Raw genomic sequence first — 18,547 nt, forward strand, 5'->3', positions numbered from 1 at the left:
CTGCCTGCTCGCGCTGTGGTTCAGCTGCCCCCGATCTCGGCAACCGGAGTCCAAGGTGTTTTCGGCCTTACGCGTACGGATGGATCAGCCCTTGCTGCGGATGCCCCAGTGGGATCCGGTGGCGCAGCACCGATCAGACCGTGGCAGGCACCTCCGCCTGGAGGCCCGTTGTGGTCGTTAGCTTCTCCGCCGTTGTGCTCCTGGGCGTGATCGTCTTCCTCCTCGTGAAGAAGGCGGGCCTGAACGTCGTGCACGGCATCGTGTGCATTCTGTTCGGCTTCTTCCTGGCCGGCAGTTCTGCTGCGCCGACGATCAGGGACGGCGTGCAGAGTGCGGTCGAACTGATCGCGAAGATCGACTTCTAGCCGACCGTCGGGGCACGGGCGAGCCAAAGGCTCCCGGGTTGCCCGGCGGCCCTCCAGCTTCAGCCTCTCGTTGCCCGCGAGCGGAAGCCCCCCACCTGCCAAGGACTTCGATGTCGCCTATCGCTACTGCGGCCAATCGCCTCCCCTTCCACCGCATCCCGAGGGCCGGGGTTGCCCGTCTGTTTGGCAGCATTGCGGAGTCGGCGCTCCATGTCTGTCCGGGCGGTCGCTGATGCGCCCGGTGTATCACCCCGCTGGCGCGGATGACGACCTACGCGTTGCGCTGGTTGAACTGCAGGCAGGTCGTTGGAGGGCTGCTCGGGACCTGTTACGCGGCACGCAGGCCCATTGGACGCTTCGGACTTCACGCACTCAGGTGCTGGCGGTCGCTGCTGCGCGCTCCGATGTGGTCGATGTGTGGCTGGCTGAGGAGCCGGACAGCTACGACGCCCAGGTGATGCGGGCACGGGTACTCGCCGAACGCGCTCTGCGCGCACATCGCCAACAGTATTCGGGAGTGGCGGACCTCGAAGCCGGTGCGCGGCATACGGCACTGTTGGCCGCTCGCCGCGCGCAGCAGGATCCCGTGCCGTGGGTATGTCTGCTGGCCTTGGCGCAGATCGACTCCCGCCAGGTGCTGCGGGAGCATCGTGAATGGTCGTCGGAGCCGATGCTGCCGAGCGGGCCGTGGGGGCTGCTGCACGAGGTCAACCGTCGCGACCCGTACAACCGCGAAGCCTTCCACCGGGTGCTGCAGTTCCTGCTTGCGCGGGAGGCTCCCCGGGCTGCGTCGTTGGCTGCTGTCTTTGATTTCGGCAGGTGGGTGGCCTCGTGGGCACCGATCGGCTCGCCGCTGCTGCTTCTGCCGGTGTACGCGCAGGTGGAGCAGTGCCGACAGCAACTGGCGCAGGGACGGGTCGATCCATTGTGGCGGCGGCAGTGGGTGGAGGAGCCGACGCTCACCTACACGCTCAAAGCCTTCGCCGAGTGGTTCCTGAAGGGGGACCGGCACTTGCGGTCCGTGGCCGATATGAGCCACCTGGCCTATGCCTTGTGGGTCAGCCACAACTTCGTTGAAGCGGCCGAAGTTTTCGCCGCAATGGAGCCTTACGCGTCGCGCGAGCCGTGGGGCTCGGTGGCTGAAGGCCCCTCGACGCTGGACCGTGGCGAGGCGCTCTTGCTCCGGGCGCGAAGGGAATCGTTGTCCTTCGCGCGTACGCACGGGCCACGCGTCGGCCCGCATCCCTGACTGTTCCCGCTGCAGCACGTGGTTGGCATGAACCCGCCCATCGCACGTGCTTGACCCCGTCCCTCGTTTACTGGAGGTTGCTTCATGTTCCGCTCAGGCCCGAGCCGTCAGCGTGCTGGCGGCAAAGCCGATGACGTGTACCTGCGCGAGCTCGGCTACGAGCCAGTGCTCACCCGGCGCATGGGGCCGTTCGGCAATTTCGCCATCAGCTTCTCCGTCATCAGCGTCCTCTCCGGTTGCATGACGCTGTACGGCTTCGGCCTGGGCACCGGAGGCCCGGCCGTGATGATGTGGGGCTGGCTCGCCGTCGGCCTCATGGTGATGCTCGTCGGCGCCGGACTGGCAGAGGTCACCTCCGCTTACCCCACCTCCGGCGCGCTGTACTACCAGGCCGAGCAACTCGGCGGGCGCAAATGGGGCTGGTACACCGGCTGGCTCAACCTCCTCGGCCTCCTCGGGGCGATCGCCGGCATCGACTACGGCGCCGCGCTGTTCACCGGCGCCTTCCTGAACCTGCAGTTCGGCTTCGTCCCCACGCCGGGCAAGATCCTGGCGATCTACGTCTGCATCCTCGCCCTCCACGCCACCCTCAACCTCTTCGGTGTCCGGTTGGTGAGCATCCTGAACTCCATCAGCGTGTGGTGGCACCTGGGCGGCGTCGCCCTGATCGTCGGCGTGCTGGCGATCGTGCCCTCCCACCACCAGGACCCGTCCTTCGTGTTCGGCGAGTTCGTCAACAACACCGGCTGGTCCAACTCGATGTACGTGGTGCTGATCGGGCTGCTGCTGGCGCAGTACACCTTCAGCGGGTACGACGCCTCCGCACATCTGTCGGAGGAGACCACCAACGCGCAGGTCTCCGCCTCCCGCGGCATCGTGCGAGCGATCGGCTGGTCGTGGCTGGCCGGGTTCGTGCTCCTGGCCGGGCTGACCTTCGCCATCCAGGACTACACCGCCACCCAGGCCACTGCCACCGGGGTGCCGCCGGCGCAGATCTTCCTCGATGCCATCGGGCTCGCCGGGGCGAAGGCTCTGCTGCTCGTGGTGATCGTCGCGCAGCTCTTCTGCGGCAACGCGGAGACCGCTGCCGCCAGCCGTATGGTGTTCGCCTTCTCCCGGGACGGTGCCCTGCCCGGTTCGCACCTGTGGCGCCACGTCGATGCCCGCTCCGGCACGCCGACCCGCGCCGTGTGGCTGTCGGTCGGCGTGGCCGCAGTGCTTGCGCTGCCGTCGCTGTACAGCCCGACCGCGTACGCCGCGGTCACCGCGATCAACGTCATCGGGATTACGCCCGCGTACGCCATTCCGATCTATCTGCGGGTCCGCAACCGTCACCGCTTCCAGCCAGGCCCGTGGAACCTGGGCCGCTGGGGCGTACCCGTCGGGGTGGTCGCCGTCGCCTGGGTGGCCTTCGTGACGGTGCTGTTCTGCCTGCCCCAGACGCGTCCGGACTCCGGACTCGTCTCCGTGACCACGTTCAACTACGCACCCATCACCCTGCTGATCGTGCTTGCCCTCGCGTCCTTGTGGTGGCGCGTCGCGGGACGTGACTACACGGTGCCGGCCGCCGCAGCCGACGCCAACTCGGGCATGGCGAAGATCCAGGAAGAGGTCGTGTGATGAACCAGGCTGAGGCCGCGCCGACCTCCGCGGATCATCCTGCTCGCGTGTTCGGTGTCGAGGAGCTGCGCAGGGCCGTCGGTGCTGGGCTGATCGACACAGTGCTCCTTGCTGTTCCGGACCTGCAGGGGCGCCTCAAGGGCAAACGGTACGGGGCACGGCACTTTCTCAACCGCGTGCTCGACGGTGGCGCTGAGATGTGCGCCTACATCCTGGCCACGGACCCCGAGATGACCCCGGTCGACGGATTCGCCCTCACCTCCTGGGCCAGCGGATACGAGGACCTGCGCGTCGAGCCGGATCCGTCGACGCTGCGGATCCTGCCCTGGATGCCACGCACCGCCCTCATCCTCGGCCACGCCCTCGGCCCGGAAGGAGAGCCCATCGAAGTCGCTCCTAGACAGATCCTGCGCCACCAGCTGACACGCCTCGCCAGCCACGGTCTGCACGCCCAGGCCGGCCTGGAGACCGAATTCGTCCTCTACCGCGGCGCCTACACCCCGACCAGCAGAATCGGCCTCAACGGGCTCGTGCCGGTGACCGTCGACAACCTGGACTACGCACTCGACCACCCCCCGGAGTACGACCGGTTCTTCCGGCGCCTGCAGGGCTCACTGTCCAGGGCCGGGATGCCCGTGGAGGCCATCAAGACGGAAGGTGCTCCCGGCCAGGTCGAGGTCACCTTCCCCTACGGAGCGGCGCTATCCGCCTGCGACAACCACGTCGTCTTCAAGCACGCCGTGCGCACCCTGGCCAACCGGTCCGCCATGACCGCCACCTTCATGGCCGCGCCCCAGACCGGTGTCGCCAGCGGACTCCACCTGCACATCTCACTCACCCGCAGCGGCAACCCCATGCTCTCCGACCCAGCCGGCCAACTCTCCGAGACCGGCGGGCAAGCGGTCGCCGGACTGCTCGCGGCCCTCCCCGGGCTCGCCCCGCTGTATGCGCCGAACACCAACTCCTACAAGCGATTCACGCCAGGCTCCTTCGCCCCCACCCACATGACCTGGGGGCCGGACAACCGCACCTGCGCTATACGGATCGCTGGCCACGGCACGGGACTGCACCTGGAAGTCCGTCTCCCTGGGGCCGACGCGAACCCCTACCTCGCCCTCTCCGCCGCCATAGCCGCCATCGTCCATGGCATAGAGCAGCGTCTCACCCCGCCACCGCCCTGCACCACCAATGCCTACGAGACCGTGGACGTACCCCTCGTGCCGCTCACCCTCGACCAGGCCCGCTCCGCCTTCCGGCACAGCCCCGTCGCTCAGGGGTCGTTCGGCAAGGACGTCGTCGAACACTACGCCCACCTCGCCCAACTCGAGCTCGATCATCACCGCGGCATCGTCACCGACGCAGAACAGGCCCGCTGGTTCACCCGCGCCTGATCCACGCTGCCTGACCAGGCCCGGACGGGGAGGCACCCCTCGCCGGTGCTGGCCGCCCCGGTAGCCAGCCAAAACCCGGGCGGGTTGAAGAACGAAGAAGGAAGAGCATGTCTGCACGCCCCAGTACGGTTCCCGACCGGCTGACCCCAGCACAGGACCGGGTCCTCCACAAGATCGCCAATGGTCTCGACACCGAGGCGACAGCCCTCGCCCTCAACATCACGCGCGGCACGGTGAGCGTCCAGGCGTCGTCCACGAGCCGTCGGCTCGGGGTGAGCGGCCGCGCTGCTCTCACCGTGCTGCGCGACTCGGCCTTCAGTGACGTCACCGAGACCGCCATCCCCGTGCGCCGAACGTGGAGCGTCGAGTACGCCACAGGCGATGTGCTCACCGAGGACAACGCGTTCACCGTGCTCACCGCCCGGCGGCATTCCTCCCTGGAAGGACGATGAGCGAGATGGACACGGACTGGAACGAGGAACTGGTCGCCGACGTGCTGGCCGACCAGTACGGGATCGCCGTCGAAACGGTCGAGATGGTGCCGATGGGCACCGACACCATCAACCGGCGCGTGCTGACGGCCGACGGCTGCCGGCTCTTCGTGAAGGAGTACGGGGCGACCGTGGACCTCACGGCAGTCAAAGCGGCCTGGGACATGGCGGAGTACTGCCGCGCGGCACAGCTTCCCGTACCGAGGGTATGGCCCGACCAGGACGGCAGTTTCGTCGCGGTGGCCGAAGGAAGTGCTTGGGCGGTGGTCGATGAAGCTCCGGGTCGGGTGGCCACCTCGGCGATGACGGTAGCGCGAGCCGAACAGATCGGCATGGTCCTGGGACGTATGCACCGAGTTCTGGCCGCCTATCCGCTGCCCTGGCTACGGCAGCACACACGGTGGCGAACCGGTTCGGTCGAAGACGCCATGGTCAAAGCCGGCGTCGTGCTGGCGGCCGCCAAGCGGCAGCAGCACCCGGACATGGTGCTTCTGAGCCACGAACTCAACCAGCGATGCGATGACTTACGCGCACATGTGGACGGACTACGAGCGGGACTTCCCGAGGAGTTCGTGGAGCAGGCTGCGCACGCCGACTTCACCCGCACGAACATGCTCGTCCTCGCCGATGTCGTCACCGGCGTCATCGACTTCCGCGGAGCGAGGGCGTTTCCGGCCTGGGAGCTGGGACGCGCTGCCTTCGATCCCCGTACGGTCGCCACCAGCGACCAGTGGGCTGACTGCGCTCTGGTGATGATTCAGGCTTACCGATCTGAGAACCCCACTCTGCCGTTGGCCGACGTCGTGGCGTGCGTACGTGTTGCGCTGCTCTACATGCTGTTCAGCTTCTACGGCGCGGTCACATCCGAGTACGGCCTGCCTGCGGAAGCGGAAGCGGACTTGCAGCGGCACTGGCACGAGCGGCAGACCAGCATCCGCCGACTCCTGGACCGCTTTGCGGATCTCGAAGATGTGCTCCGCTCCACCCCTGAACGACCTGGAGGCCGACCGTGATCGATGCGTGGCACTGGCTCGTGACCGGCAGCTCTTGCCCCAGCCACCCGCAGGCGGTCTCCGAAACTGCGGAGCCCGCCAATGGGTTGCACGAAAGGGTGCTGAAGGTGGCATGTTCCCGCGCTGAAGCGCGCCCTGGCTCAGTCTTGCGCCTGGCCCCAGTAGTCCGACAGCATCTCGGCTGGCCACTTCGGCTCCCGGACTTCGCCACGGGGACCCATTTCCGCGAAGTATGGCCCCAGGTCGTAGACGGGGGTGCCGTCGATAGCGTCGAGGTCGGTGACGTGCAGGTCCAGGCCGTTGACCTTAAGGAGGCGTGGGAAGGACTGCGCGAGCTGGTTCGGGCGACGATGGTTTCGGTGCACGAACGTGCCGGTGGCCGGCCACCGCGGGTTGTTACGAGGGCTGCGTGCATGCAGGGCGACATCACTGGGAGACGCCTTGTGGAAGTGCCAGACGACCAGCAGGTGGGAGAACTCCTCAAGGCCCCGTACCACCTCGAGGGGGAAGTCGCTGTTCAGTCGGATGATCGCGCTCCCGCTCCAATGGTCGTCGGTGACTTCGGTACGCCCTCCAACCACGATGCCGATGGGCTTGATCTCCAGCGACTGCGTCATGCGCTTTCCCCTTGATCCTCGTCGTGACGCCGTCAATCTACGGGGGCCAGACAGGCTTCAGAGCATCCAACTCGGCGATGGCCGGGGACCGACACGCTGCCGTGGCCCTCACGTTGGTCATCACGCCGTAGGGCGACGGAACACGGTCGCCCCTCAGTCAGGAAACCTCAAAAGTCACAACCGCCACAGGTGTCGGCGTTTCGGCCAACTTCGGTCGCCCTGAAAGCCGTACGTCACCACGACCACGCGTTCGACGCCCCCAGATTCCAGGCCTGCGCGTCGTCCGAAATCGAGCGCGTTCGATTCGCTCGCAGCCTCGTTGAGCCTGGCACCGCGACGCCGCCCAGGTGCCGCAACAACCGCACAGGAGGGACGCAGTTGACCGCCACTGACACCCCGATCGAAGCCCCGCAAACGCCCCCTCCTCCGCCCCCAGCGACCATCTCGTTCGAGAGTAACTACGGGAAGAACCCGCTGGGAGAGGCCACCTTCACAGCCATGTGCGCCCGGCTGCCCAGCGTGTTGCGGCAGACCGCGCAGATGGCGTGGGCCATCGACCGGCTGGCCGTCATCCTGCTCCTGGTGTGCCAGGTGCTCACCGGCGTCACCGCCGCCGTAGTGCTGGCATTCACGGCAAAGGCCATGCAGCACCTCGTCGGTGACGGGCCCGTGTCCGAACGGCTGCACGCCGCCTTCCCCGCGCTCGTGGTCATCACGGCAGCGGTCGCCGTTGGCCGAATCTCCAGCGCGCTGTCCTCCTACGGTGACGGCCGGATCAGCCCCGGGTTGATCACGGCGGCCGACACCGCCCTGGTCGAGGCAGTCTGCCGAGTGGAAGCCTCCGCATACAGCGAAGACGGGTTCGCCAACCGGCAGGAAGCCTCCGAAGTCGGCGTCTCGCGCACCACGATGATGGTCAAGGACGCGCAGCGGTTCACGGCTGCTTCCGTTCGTATGATCGCCGCCAGCGGAGTCCTCACGGCGCTGCACCCTCTGATGCTGCCGTTGCTACTCCTGGCTGTCGTGCCCGCGGGCCTCGGTGCCGTGCTCTCCGCCCGAGTCGACTACGAGACGCACTACGCCAACGTCGGTGACCGCAACGTACGAGGCATGATGCGCTGGTGGGCGACCACCTCCCGACACGGCGACGAAGTCCGTGCCAACGGCATGACCGACTACATCGTGTACTGGTACCGCACTCTGTCCAAGCGCATCGACCAGCGCACCCTTACTGCTGCTCCCCGCATGCTGCGCATCGTGCTGACCACCTCGGCTCTCGGTGGCATCTTCCTCCTCGCCACCTGGGCCACCCTCGCCTGGCTGGCTTCTACCGGACGCCTGGACCTGGCCATCGCCGCCACCGCTGTCGTCGCCGTCCAGACCTCCTTGGCCGCCTTGTCCCAGCTCGTCATCAACGGGGCTGCACTGTTCCACACCTCCCTGTACCTCGCCGACATGCGCTCCTTCCTCGACCTCGCCGCCGAGCGCGCCCCCAAGCGTGGCGAGGCGAAGATCTCCGCACCGGTCGAAGAGATCCGTCTGGAGGATGCGCTCTACTGCTACCCCGGCAAGGAGCGGCCGGCCGTCGACCACGTCTCCCTGACCCTGCGCCGGGGCGAGATCCTGGCGATCGTCGGCGAGAACGGCTCCGGAAAGTCCACCCTCAGCAGGCTGATCACCGGGATCCTCCTACCCGACAAAGGCCGTGTGACCTGGGACGGAGTCGATCTGGCCTCCGCCGACCCGAGCAGTGTGTGGGCGCACACGGGCCTGGTCCCGCAGATCTTCGCTCAGTGGCCCCTGCGCGCCCGGGAGAACGTAACGCTCGGGCAGCCCCGCACCTTCCACGACGAACCCGTGTGGGAGGCCATCGACGCCGTCGGCATGCGCACCGCGATCGAAGAGCTACCCAAGGAACTGGACACACTCCTTGCCCGAGAGTTCTTCGGTGGCTCCGAACTGTCCGGTGGGCAGTGGCAGAGGTTGGCCTGCTCCCGTGCGCTGTACCGGCGCTCGGCACTGTTGATCTTGGACGAGCCCACCTCGCAGATGGACCCGCGCGGTGAGCACGACATCTTCGAGGAGATCAAGAGCATCGCCGCAGACCGCATCACGGTGGTGGTCACTCACCAACTCGAAAACACCAAGATCGCCGACCGGATCATCGTCATGCAAGACGGCCGGATCACCGAACAGGGCCGATACGAGGAACTCGCCAACGGCGGCGGGCTCTTCGCAGAACTCCTCGCCCTGGCCAAGGACCGCTAATCACCCGACCAAGCCCATGCACCTCGCCCTACCCAAGGAGTGAAGTGACCCACCAACCCGGAAGCGGCTGGACCCGCCATGGCCACCTGGAGCCCGTGCGTACCCAGGACTTCTGCATCAGACGGGACGACGTCACGCGGCCCGACGGCAGCCGGACCGTGTTCGAGTACCAAGAGATCGGGCATGGCGCGGCCGTCGTCGCCCAGCGTGGAGACGGAAAGATCGCACTCGTCCGCGTCTGGCACTACCTGCACGGCGACACCCTCAACCTCCCCGGCGGAACGATCGAGCCGGGAGAAGACCCACAGGAGGCAGCCCGACGCGAACTGGAGGAAGAAGCAGGCGTGATCGCGCAGCAGCTCACCCCCCTCACCGTGACACGCCTGCTGAACCGCTCGACCGTACGCCTTCACCTGTTCGCGGCGATGGATCTCACCCCCGGCGAGCGGAAGCTCAGCGGCAACGAGAACGGCATGACTGTGGAGTGGTGGGACCTGCAAGACGCAGTGGCCGCAGCTACCGACGGCTCCATCACGCTGGCTGGCGGGGCACTCGGAATCCTGCTGTTCGCAGAGCACACGCGCTCGGGGCGTCTGGGGGAAATGGCGGGGAGAGGTGATCCCGCTCATCGGTAGGCGGGCGTCACTCCTGTTGTGAACGCTCGTCGTAGCGGGCCTGCGCCGCGCCCTGAACGAACTGTGTAAGGAGGCCGGCGCAGCCGCCCGCGAATATGGCGGCGACGATGCCGCCTGTTGCGATGTCGGGCGTGCTGACGATGATCGCGATGGCGACGGCGCAGGTGACGATGATCCCAAGTGGCTTGGTCGGCACGCGGTACCACCACGGCGTACGTGCCCCCATGGGCACCTCTCTGTCCACGTGCCGGATCGCGTAGATATCGTACTGGCAGGGCTGTCCGACAGTCGTTCTAGCGTCGTGGGAATGGATCACGACAGCGACGAGAACGTGCACCGAGTACAGATCACCGCTCGCGGCGCGAAGGCCGCGATCGAGATCGACGGGCGGCGGGTAGACCCGGGTGCGTTGAGTGGCTACACCGTCAGCCACCGAGAAGGAGAGCCGCCGCAGGTGGTCCTCTACTCCGGGGACCACGTCGAAACCATCTTCGAGGGCATGGCCCGTGTCGCTGTTGCCGACGTGCCCGACCCCGGCCCGGCCGCCGCCGTCTTTCTGGCGGCGATTGACGCTGCGGAACTGGAGCGGGTTGCGCTGGCCAGGCCCGACCTCGGTACCGGCCCGCACTCCCTGACTCAGGCGATGCTCACCCAGCTCGTGGAGTGGGCGCGTGGCCTTTGACGTGGAGGGTGCACGCCGGGTTGTCGGCCGCATCCTGGACGACAAGCTCGAAGTGTGGCGGGACGGCGCCGGCCGCGCGGACGATGTGCTGGACGAAGCCACCGGGCAGCTCGTGTCCCCGACGCCTGACGAGTGCTTGGTCTGGGGCGGGCTCGGCGCCGTGATGCCGCTGGGCCGTCCCGCGATCACCCGGCCGCTGAGCGGTGCCGTCGCAGTCGAGCCGCCCACGACGGACTACCAGGCCGTGCTCCCCGTTGATGCTCCGGAACTCCGGACGGACGACGTGGTGCGCGTGGCCGGATCGGTGAGGCCCGGCGGGCCGCGTGATCCTCAGCTGATCGGCCGCCGCTTCCGCGTCTCGGACGAGACCGTGGGCACCTACAGCGTGGTGCGCATCGTCAGGGTGCAGGTGATCGACTGATGGCACCGGCGAACCCGCACCCCAACGCCCACCCGGACGCGACCGCGTTCCGTGATCCGATCGCGCTGGCCGCCGCGCTGGCCCGGATGGGTCCGGCCACCCGTGCCCGTACGCGGACGATCACCCGGCACCACGCCATGCTGCTGCGGGTCCGGATCCAGCGGAACGCGAGCGGCAGGCCCGGACCGAACGTGATCACCGGGCAGTACCGCGCCTCCTGGGACGTGCGGATGCGCACCGGCGGCGGCGAGGTCACCGCCGAGGTGTTCTCCGACGCCCCGCAGGCGCGACGACTGGAGTACGGCTTCGTCGGCGTGGACAGCCTCGGGCGGCACTACCGGCAGCCGCCGTTCCCGCACGTCGAGCCCGCGTTCCGGCAGACCGAACCGGCGTTCATCCAGGCCCTGGCGGACGGGGTGCTGCCGTGATCGCTCGTCTTCCGGTGACCCGCGCGCTCGCCGCCCTCCTGGAGCACGTCACGGGTCGCCCGTGCGGTGTCGGTGAACTGCCGCGTTTTCAGGGGAAGTCCGGGTGGGAGCCCGCGCCCGTGCCGTACGCGATCCTCGACTCGCTGCCCGCCGAGTTCGCGGGCCCGCCGCTGTGGGACTGGCACGCCGATGCCTCCTGGTCCTACCAGGTCACCTCGGTCGGGGAGCGAGCCGATCAGGTCGAGTGGCTGGCCGACCGCGTACGCGCCGGCGTCGTCGGCCGGACCGACGGACGCTGGACCCACGACCTGCACGTTCCCGAAGCATGCGTCATCGACCGGGAGTTGACCTACGACGCCGGAGGAGAGCCCTCGGTGTCGGCGGCAGGCGCTATCGTGTCCTACGTGCAGCGGGTCACGATCACCGTGACCCCAGCATGAAGAATCGATTCTTCTGACCCTCACCGCGGAGGCCCGCGCGGACGCTAGGCCCCAGGCCAGGCGAACCCCCTTTGAACCTCAAGGGGCAGGGCCTCGGCACGGGACGCTGCCCCAGAAGTGGGAGCGGACCTGTGTCCACGAGCACGAAGAAGACCCAGACCCGATTTCTGCGGCGCGGCATCTCCAAGATCCTGTGGTCCAAGGACCTCAACGACCCGAAGTACCCCAGCCGCCCAGAGATCACCAACGCCTTCGGCCTGACCGACGCCGTCTCGGACATCGAGGGCTGGGCGCTGGAGAACGACCCCATCGAGACCCCCGACATGGGCTCGACCTTCAACTCCTCGATCCCGGGCAACGACAAGGCCGAGAACTCCAGCCTGACGTTCTACGAGGACCGCTTCTCCGACGCGATCGAGCAGCAGCTCCCCAAGGGCGCGAAGGGCTACATCATCCTGCTCCGCAAGGGCGACCTGCCCGGCTCCCGCTCGGTGGACGTGTTCCCCGTGCAGGTCGCCACCCGCGCCGCGACGTACAGCACCGGCAACGAAGCCGCGAAGTTCAAGGTGGACTTCACGATCACCGACGAGCCGTCACTCGACCGCCCGGTGCCGCAGGCCCATCCCCGTCCGCTGCCGGACGAGGACTGCGACGACGACCACGGGCACGGCCACGACGGTGACCACGTCGACGTGACCGTGGTCAGCACCACGAAGACCAAGACCGAGGCGACGGTCCGCGAGCACGACGCCGACGAGGGCTGATCGTGTCGCGCCCCGCACAGGCCAAGCGCCCGTCCCCCTCCGCCACGGCGGCGGAGGGGGCGTGGTCGGCCAAGATGGAACGGCTCCGCCGCCGAGCCCGCCCGCAGAACCGGCTCCGCATCTGCGATGACGCCGAGCTGCGCCAGCAGTACGAAGAGGCCGAGCAGGCCGCCCGCCGTGCCCGGTTCGTCGCCGAGGCCAACCCGGGTGACGAGCTGGCCGCGCGCCAGGCAACCGACGCTGATGCGGCGCGGGACCAGGCCCTCCAGGCACTCGACGCGGCCTCGGAGTTCCTGACCTTCCGCGCGCTACCGCGCCCAGTTCTGGAGGAGCTGATCGCCCAGCACCCGCCCACCGAACAGCAGGCGGAGGAGGGGGCGATCTTCAACGCCGACACCTTCCCCGCCGCGCTGGTGGCGGCGGCCTCCGTGGACGGCATGAGCCGCGAGGAGGCCGAGGAGCTTCTGAACGGCTGGTCGGCGCCGGACGCCAACGCGCTGTGGGACGCCGCCTGGCAGATCCAGCAGGAAAGCCGGGTCGAGCTGGGAAAAGGCTGAGCCGTGACGCCGGCCTGCGCGCCGAACTGGAGCTGTGTGAGCGGTACGGCATCCCGCACTCGCAGTTCCTCGGCGGCGACGGCCGCTGGTCCGACCTCGACCGGGCCAAGGCGTTGGCCTGGGCGGAGTGGCACCGGTCGGTGTGCCCGGAGTGCCACACCCGGCTGGAGGAGTGGGACCGCGAACGCGGCGGCGACCCCCACGCCTACGTCACCGACACCCTGCGCTGTCCCGGCTGCGAGCTGATCGAGCAGGAACGCGATCACGTTCCCCAGGACCGGTCGGGCTACGGCGTGAAGATCCAGCTCCTGCCGCGCGAGCAGTACGAGCCGCGCCCCTGATCCACCCCCGCACCATGTAAGGAGGCCGCCGCGGTGGCCGGGTTTACCCTCACGGTCGCGATGCGCGCCGAGGTCCGCGACCTGATCGCGGGAACCCGTGCTGCCTCCGCCCAGATGCGGACCCTGGGGGACCGGACTGACGCCGCGAACCGGTCTCTGGCCCGGCTGGATGCCAACGGGGCGCAGCTCGCTGCGCAGTTCGCTGCGCTGAATCGTTCCTCCCGCGCGGCCGTCGGGGAGCTGAACCGGATCACTGCCCACGCCGGGGCGGCCCGTGCCGCGCTGCGCGCGGCCGGGGACGACGGCGCACGGTCGATGTCCCGGCTCCAGCGGGCGACCGCCGGGGCTGGTCGGCGGGGCCTGTCCGCCACGAACATGCTCGCGGGCGGCGCCCTCGTCCTGGGCACCGGCGAGGTCATCGAGGAGGGCAACAAGTACCAGCGGCAGATGAACCTCTTCCGCGCGGTGACGGACGCGACCGCCGGACAGATGAAGCGGGCCGCCGCCGTCGCCCGCGAACTCGGCAACGACCTGACGCTGCCCACCTCGACGTCGGCGGACGCCGCCGAGGGCATGGTCGAGCTGTCGAAGGCCGGCTTCCGTGCGGACCAGTCGATCGACTCCGTACGCGCCTCGCTCCAGCTCGCGGCGGCGGCCGACGTCAACGCCGCCACGTCGGCCAAGTATTTGGGCGACATCATGGATCAGTACGGCCTCGGTGCTGATCAGGCGTCCCGTGCGGCAGACACTCTCGCCGCCACCGCCAACAACGCGTCGGGCTCGATCACCGACATCTACTACTCGATGCGGTACGCGGGCCCGGTCGCGAACGCGCTCGGCGTCACCCTCCAGGACACGGCCGCCGCGGTCGGAATGCTCGGCAAATCCGGCATCCTCGGGCAGACGGCAGGCACGAGCTTGCGCGGGATCTTCGCCAACCTCGCCGCGCCGACGCCAATCATGAAGAACGCCCTGCGCGACCTCGGGATCGAAGCCTGGGACGCCCAAGGGCGCTTCAAGGGCCTGCGCACGGTGATCGACGGCCTGTCCAAGGCCGAACACTCCATGAATCAGCAGGACTTCGTTGCTGGAGTGACCCGCGCGTTCGGCAAGCCCGCGCTCAGTGGCGCGGTCGCGCTCGCCCACCAGGGCACCGAGTCCTTCGACTCCCTGTCGATGGCTGTACGGCAAACCGGTTCGGCCGCGTCCATCACCGCCTCGCGCGGCGAGGGCCTTGCCGGTGCCATGACGCAACTGCGCACCCAGGCACGGCAGACCGGCATCGCCCTGTACGAGGGGATGGCACCCGGCCTGGAGTGGGTGACCCGCCTGCTCACCCGCGGGATGTCCGGGGCCACGCCGTACCTGACCACGGCGCTGGAGTACGGGCGGAACATCGCCACGCTGTACGGGCCGGAACTGAAGGAGCAGACGAAGGACGGGCTCAGCGGCCTCATCGAGGAGGCCCAGCAGCTCGTCGGCCCGCTCAAGGACGTCGGTGAGCACTCCCTCGCCACCGGTCTCAACCTGCTGATCAACGCGGGCCGCACCCTCGGAGACGTCCTGTCGAACGCAGCCGACGGCGCGGAACCGATCCTGGAGGCCGTCTCCGGGCTCGGGGAGGAAGGCGGCGCGGCGGCCGGGACGCTCGACATCATCGCCACCGTCGCCAACCTCGCGATGGACGCGGTCTCGGGCCTGTCGATGGTGCTCGTCCCGATCGGTCACGCCGTCGGTGGTCTGGTCAGCGCCTTCGGCGCACTGCCTGGCCCGATCCAGTCCGCCGCCCTGGCCATGCTCCTGTTCCGCCGCGCCCAGCCGGCGCTGACGAACATGGCGACCACCCTGACCGGACCCGTCCGCTCGGGCTTCACCTCCTTCAACCAACAGATGCGCGTCCAGCAGTCGTTGGCCGCCTCGTCCGGCGTCGCCCTCTCGCGGTACGGCGCGGCCTGGGCCGCCGTCCAGGCCCGAGTCGGGTTCCTCGGCAACATGACCTCCGCGTTCCGCAGCGCGAACGGTGCCGGAGTCACGTTCATGGGCACGCTCAACGGCGTCGGGAGGGCAGCCGGATCGGGACTGCGCTCGGCGCTCGGCGGCGTGACCAACGCGCTCGGCGGACCGTTCGGCGTGGTCATGGCCGGGGTGTCGGTGGGCCTGGGGCTGCTCGCCGCGCGGCAGCAGAAGGCGGCTCAGGCCGCGGCCGAGCACCAGCAGCGCGTGTCCACGCTCACGTCCGCGCTGCGCGAGTCCGGCGGGCAGATCGACAGCAATGTCCGCAACGCGGCGGCGCAGTCGCTGTTGGACACGAAGACGGAACAGGGCCAGCTCACCAAGGTGATGGAGCAGGCCGGGGTCCCGCTGGCCTCGCTCACCGACGCCTACCTCGGCCAGGGCACCTCGCTGGACGCGCTGCAGAAGCAGCTCCAGGCCACGGCCGACAAGCACAAGGTGTGGAAGGACGTCGCCGCTGGCAAGGCGACGGTCCAGGACTACTCCGAGGTCGGCCAGCAGTACAAGGACGCCGCCGACGCGCTCGGCTCCGTCAAGGGCGAGATGGCCGGGGCGCTGAAAAATGCCAAGGACCTGGCCAAGGCCACCAAGGGTGCCGGAGACGGCACCTCGGCGTACGACCGGCTGAAGCAGGCGGTCGGCGGGCTGGCCGACCAGACCGCCGACGCCGATACGCGCACCCGGTCCCTGAAGTCCGCGCTCGACCTGCTGTCCGGCGGCCAGATCTCCCTCCAGGCGGCCGAGGCCAAGGTGAACTCGGCCGTCCTCGACCTGCAAGAGGGCAGCAAAAACGTCGACCGCAGCCAGGGGTACGGCGGCAAGCAGCTCGTCAACGAGGACAAGACCCTCAACACCACGACGCGGAACGGGCAGGGCCTCTACACCCAGCTCACCGCGCTCTCCGACGCGGCGGCCGACGCCTCCGTGGCGACCTTCGACCTGGCCCAGCGCAACGGCGAGGACCTGCCGGCCGCGCTGGCGAAGGCCCGCGAGCAGATGAGCCGCGCCCGGTCCGAAGCGATCCAGGCCGCCCGCGGCTACGGACTGACCAAGACCCAGGCTGAAGGCGTCGCGGACAGCCTCGGCCTGCTGCCGTCCAAGGTGTCGCTGCTGCTCCAGACCAAGGGCATGGACAGCACCCTGGCGAACCTCATCGCCGTCCAGGCGGAGTTCCAGCGGCTGCCGAACGCGAAGACGATCAAGGTCGACTCGCTGTCCGACGGGGCCCAGAAGAAGCTGAGGAGCCTGGGGTTCACCGTGAAGACGGTGCCCGGCACCCGGCAGATCAAGATCACCGCGCCGACCGCAGGGGCGAAGAAGAACCTCGACACCCTGATCGACAAGCTCGGCCGCACCCCGAACAGCAAGAACGTGAAGGTCTCCGCGCCGACCGCCGCAGCGATCAAGAGCCTGGAAGCCGTGCAGGCGAAGATCCGCGCGACACCCGGCGCGAAGTCCGTCGTCGTGCGCGCGCCGACCGCCGAGGCCCGCAAGCAGTTGGAGGCCCTGGGGTTCCGGATCGAGAAGGTCCCGGGCTCGAAGAACGTGAAGGTCACGGTGCCCACCGGCGGCCCGCGGAAGGCGGCCGACTCCATCCAGGAGCGCATCAACTCCCTGCGCGGCAAGGAGGTCACGGTCACCACCCGGCATGTCTCGATCTTCAGCCAGCTCGCCGAGCAGAACACCAACGTCGCGGACGCCATCCGGCGTCAGGCCGACGCGCAGGCCCGCGCCGCCAAGAAGCACGCGGACGGGGCGGTTGTCGACTACTTCGCGGACGGCGGCGTCACCGGGGGAACGGGCCGCGAGCGGCACGTCGCGCAGATCGCCCCGGCCGGGAGTTACCGCATATGGGGGGAGCGGGAGACAGGCGGGGAGGCTTATGTGCCTTTGGCCGCTGCCAAGCGCGAGCGCAGCAAGGCGATCGTGGAGACCGTGGTCGACCGGTTCGGCGGCCAGGTCGAGTGGTACGCCAACGGCGGCGTCCGAAACGCCCGCGGCCGCGACTACAGCCCGATGCTCGCCAGCTCCTTCAAACAGGCCCGCAGCGTCGCGGCGATGGCGGGCGTCGTCCGCTCCTTCGACCTGCGCACCGGCAGCGACCGCGCCCGCACCCGCGTGGTCGACGCACGCGCCGGCGGCCGGGTCCAGGTCGTCGTCGTGCGCGAGCAGCAGCCGCTGATCGGCTCCATGCCGGTCACCGTCACCGACAGCGGAGCCACCCCCGAGCAGATCGGCACCGAGATGATGCGCACCCTGCGCAACGCGCAGCGGGGCGGGAGAGTGTGATGAGCACAGCACCGAACAAGAACCCCGAACTGGCCCCGTTTCAATACGAGATCGGCGGCGTCGTCCTCGGCACCGGCAGCCTCGTCCCGGTCGGGAACATCGAAGGTCTCGGCTCCCCGGCCACCCGGTCGCAGGACGCCGACAACGCCAATGGCGACGGCACCGCCCCCGGCCGCGACTTCTACGGTCCGCGCCCCCTGCGCTTCGAGGCGGGCATCAAGACGCCCGGCGACCCGGTGAAGGCCGCCGAGATCCTCGCCCGGCTGGAACGCGCCCTGGACGACCCCGCCGCCCGGACCAGCCCGGACGGCCGCCACGTCCTGCGCGGCCGGTGGCCCAGTCACACAACGCGGCGCATGTACGGGCGACTTCGCCGTATGGAGGCCACCAGCACCGCCACCGCCGTGCACGGCTGGATCCCCCTGGACATCGAGTTCGTCGGCCTGGACAACCCTCGCTGGTACGACGACGAGCTTTCGAAGCTGACGCTCGGCCTAGACCAAGCCGCCCACGCGACCACCGCGGACCGCACCGTCGACGAGGCGATGGGCCGACCCGCCGCCTGCCGCCGCCCCGCTGACCGTGAGCACCGCCCGGCCGACGAGCGGCCTGGATGGGTCACCAACCACGGTGACGTGGCGACCTACCCGAGCCTGCGCGTGCACGGGCCGGTCGCTGGACCGCGGATCTGGAACACGGTCACCCGCCGTGTCCTCGAACTCGACCTGTCGCTGCACGAGGGCGAGTGGGTGGAGCTGGAGACCCGGCCCGGCACCTGCTGGGCCCTGCGCAACGGCACCGTCAACGTGGCCAACGACCTCAGCCCCGCATCCCGTCTCGACCTGTTCACCCTGCCGCCCGGACGGTCCGAGATCGCGTGGAGCGCGAACGACCCGTCCGGCACCGCGCGCCTCGAGGTGGCGTGGCGGTCGGCGTACACCACCCTGTGAACGGAGAGCATTC

19 protein-coding genes are annotated in these 18,547 nt (G+C 69.0%); 17 read left to right on the forward strand and 2 right to left on the reverse strand.

All coding sequences use genetic code 11. The features are described from left to right. Nucleotides 1-170 precede the first annotated feature (170 nt). The 6 genes from ACIBAG_RS09605 (at nucleotide 171) to ACIBAG_RS09630 (ending at nucleotide 6,129) form a co-directional block, all read left to right on the forward strand. The gene (locus ACIBAG_RS09605) at nucleotides 171-365 is read left to right on the forward strand and encodes a hypothetical protein (RefSeq protein ID WP_031477169.1); all 195 of its coding nucleotides are present in this window, start codon (nucleotides 171-173) and stop codon (nucleotides 363-365) included. Nucleotides 366-741: 376 nt separating this feature from the next. Continuing rightward, nucleotides 742-1,614 (forward strand): hypothetical protein, encoded by an 873-nt coding sequence (locus ACIBAG_RS09610; RefSeq protein WP_399102843.1) that lies wholly within the window; start codon nucleotides 742-744, stop codon nucleotides 1,612-1,614. A gap of 84 nt (nucleotides 1,615-1,698) precedes the next feature. Continuing rightward, on the forward strand, nucleotides 1,699-3,234 hold the full coding sequence (locus ACIBAG_RS09615; RefSeq protein ID WP_399102845.1) for an amino acid permease: 1,536 nt from the start codon (nucleotides 1,699-1,701) through the stop codon (nucleotides 3,232-3,234). A gap of 47 nt (nucleotides 3,235-3,281) precedes the next feature. Further along, entirely contained in the window at nucleotides 3,282-4,625 is a 1,344-nt protein-coding gene (locus ACIBAG_RS09620; RefSeq protein WP_399102847.1) for a glutamine synthetase family protein, read from the forward strand. Nucleotides 4,626-4,732: 107 nt separating this feature from the next. Then, nucleotides 4,733-5,077 (forward strand): LuxR C-terminal-related transcriptional regulator, encoded by a 345-nt coding sequence (locus tag ACIBAG_RS09625; protein WP_399102849.1) that lies wholly within the window; start codon nucleotides 4,733-4,735, stop codon nucleotides 5,075-5,077. Continuing rightward, entirely contained in the window at nucleotides 5,074-6,129 is a 1,056-nt protein-coding gene (locus ACIBAG_RS09630; RefSeq protein WP_399102851.1) for a phosphotransferase enzyme family protein, read from the forward strand. The genes ACIBAG_RS09625 and ACIBAG_RS09630 overlap by 4 nt, the downstream gene beginning before the upstream one ends. A gap of 140 nt (nucleotides 6,130-6,269) precedes the next feature. Here the strand turns inward: ACIBAG_RS09630 and ACIBAG_RS09635 are convergent, their stop codons facing one another. After that, nucleotides 6,270-6,746: an SAM-dependent methyltransferase gene (locus ACIBAG_RS09635; RefSeq protein WP_399102853.1), complete on the reverse strand. Its 477-nt coding sequence runs from the start codon at nucleotides 6,744-6,746 to the stop codon at nucleotides 6,270-6,272. Nucleotides 6,747-7,244: 498 nt separating this feature from the next. Between ACIBAG_RS09635 and ACIBAG_RS09640 the strand changes: the two genes are divergently transcribed. Further along, nucleotides 7,245-9,014 carry an ATP-binding cassette domain-containing protein gene (locus ACIBAG_RS09640; RefSeq protein WP_399102855.1) on the forward strand — a complete coding sequence of 590 codons (1,770 nt, stop codon included), beginning with the start codon at nucleotides 7,245-7,247 and terminating at the stop codon, nucleotides 9,012-9,014. 95 nt (nucleotides 9,015-9,109) lie between these two features. Continuing rightward, nucleotides 9,110-9,649 carry an NUDIX domain-containing protein gene (locus ACIBAG_RS09645; RefSeq protein WP_399102857.1) on the forward strand — a complete coding sequence of 180 codons (540 nt, stop codon included), beginning with the start codon at nucleotides 9,110-9,112 and terminating at the stop codon, nucleotides 9,647-9,649. 7 nt (nucleotides 9,650-9,656) lie between these two features. Here ACIBAG_RS09645 and ACIBAG_RS09650 read toward each other — a convergent pair whose 3' ends face one another. Beyond that, complete coding sequence (locus ACIBAG_RS09650) at nucleotides 9,657-9,845, reverse strand: hypothetical protein (RefSeq protein ID WP_399102860.1); 189 nt, start codon at nucleotides 9,843-9,845, stop codon at nucleotides 9,657-9,659. A gap of 111 nt (nucleotides 9,846-9,956) precedes the next feature. Between ACIBAG_RS09650 and ACIBAG_RS09655 the strand changes: the two genes are divergently transcribed. The 9 genes from ACIBAG_RS09655 (at nucleotide 9,957) to ACIBAG_RS09695 (ending at nucleotide 18,534) form a co-directional block, all read left to right on the forward strand. Then, entirely contained in the window at nucleotides 9,957-10,331 is a 375-nt protein-coding gene (locus ACIBAG_RS09655) for a hypothetical protein (RefSeq protein ID WP_399102862.1), read from the forward strand. Continuing rightward, nucleotides 10,321-10,752, forward strand: a complete 432-nt coding sequence (locus tag ACIBAG_RS09660; protein ID WP_399102864.1) for a DUF6093 family protein — start codon at nucleotides 10,321-10,323, stop codon at nucleotides 10,750-10,752. Before ACIBAG_RS09655 ends, ACIBAG_RS09660 begins: the two co-directional genes overlap by 11 nt. Next, nucleotides 10,752-11,180, forward strand: a complete 429-nt coding sequence (locus ACIBAG_RS09665; RefSeq protein ID WP_031070118.1) for an HK97 gp10 family phage protein — start codon at nucleotides 10,752-10,754, stop codon at nucleotides 11,178-11,180. Before ACIBAG_RS09660 ends, ACIBAG_RS09665 begins: the two co-directional genes overlap by 1 nt. Further along, nucleotides 11,177-11,620: a hypothetical protein gene (locus tag ACIBAG_RS09670; protein WP_399102867.1), complete on the forward strand. Its 444-nt coding sequence runs from the start codon at nucleotides 11,177-11,179 to the stop codon at nucleotides 11,618-11,620. Before ACIBAG_RS09665 ends, ACIBAG_RS09670 begins: the two co-directional genes overlap by 4 nt. A gap of 131 nt (nucleotides 11,621-11,751) precedes the next feature. Further along, nucleotides 11,752-12,384, forward strand: a complete 633-nt coding sequence (locus tag ACIBAG_RS09675; protein WP_383365727.1) for a hypothetical protein — start codon at nucleotides 11,752-11,754, stop codon at nucleotides 12,382-12,384. A gap of 2 nt (nucleotides 12,385-12,386) precedes the next feature. Continuing rightward, nucleotides 12,387-12,941 carry a hypothetical protein gene (locus ACIBAG_RS09680; RefSeq protein WP_399102869.1) on the forward strand — a complete coding sequence of 185 codons (555 nt, stop codon included), beginning with the start codon at nucleotides 12,387-12,389 and terminating at the stop codon, nucleotides 12,939-12,941. Then, nucleotides 12,884-13,282 (forward strand): hypothetical protein, encoded by a 399-nt coding sequence (locus ACIBAG_RS09685; RefSeq protein ID WP_399102871.1) that lies wholly within the window; start codon nucleotides 12,884-12,886, stop codon nucleotides 13,280-13,282. Before ACIBAG_RS09680 ends, ACIBAG_RS09685 begins: the two co-directional genes overlap by 58 nt. A 33-nt stretch (nucleotides 13,283-13,315) precedes the next feature. Next, nucleotides 13,316-17,584 (forward strand): phage tail tape measure protein, encoded by a 4,269-nt coding sequence (locus ACIBAG_RS09690; RefSeq protein WP_399102873.1) that lies wholly within the window; start codon nucleotides 13,316-13,318, stop codon nucleotides 17,582-17,584. Then, nucleotides 17,584-18,534: a hypothetical protein gene (locus ACIBAG_RS09695; protein WP_399102875.1), complete on the forward strand. Its 951-nt coding sequence runs from the start codon at nucleotides 17,584-17,586 to the stop codon at nucleotides 18,532-18,534. Before ACIBAG_RS09690 ends, ACIBAG_RS09695 begins: the two co-directional genes overlap by 1 nt. Nucleotides 18,535-18,547: the final 13 nt, after the last annotated feature.

Source organism: Streptomyces sp. NPDC051243 (assembly GCF_044455405.1).
Lineage (GTDB): Bacteria > Actinomycetota > Actinomycetes > Streptomycetales > Streptomycetaceae > Streptomyces.

Bases quoted from the DNA above. Each gene is read 5' to 3' on its own strand.
- ACIBAG_RS09665 (WP_031070118.1), top strand. From the start codon at position 10,752: ATGGCACCGGCGAACCCGCACCCCAACGCCCACCCGGACGCGACCGCG.
- ACIBAG_RS09635 (WP_399102853.1), bottom strand. From the start codon at position 6,746: ATGACGCAGTCGCTGGAGATCAAGCCCATCGGCATCGTGGTTGGAGGG.
- ACIBAG_RS09625 (WP_399102849.1), top strand. From the start codon at position 4,733: ATGTCTGCACGCCCCAGTACGGTTCCCGACCGGCTGACCCCAGCACAG.
- ACIBAG_RS09615 (WP_399102845.1), top strand. From the start codon at position 1,699: ATGTTCCGCTCAGGCCCGAGCCGTCAGCGTGCTGGCGGCAAAGCCGAT.
- ACIBAG_RS09630 (WP_399102851.1), top strand. From the start codon at position 5,074: ATGAGCGAGATGGACACGGACTGGAACGAGGAACTGGTCGCCGACGTG.
- ACIBAG_RS09640 (WP_399102855.1), top strand. From the start codon at position 7,245: ATGTGCGCCCGGCTGCCCAGCGTGTTGCGGCAGACCGCGCAGATGGCG.
- ACIBAG_RS09695 (WP_399102875.1), top strand. From the start codon at position 17,584: ATGAGCACAGCACCGAACAAGAACCCCGAACTGGCCCCGTTTCAATAC.
- ACIBAG_RS09655 (WP_399102862.1), top strand. From the start codon at position 9,957: ATGGATCACGACAGCGACGAGAACGTGCACCGAGTACAGATCACCGCT.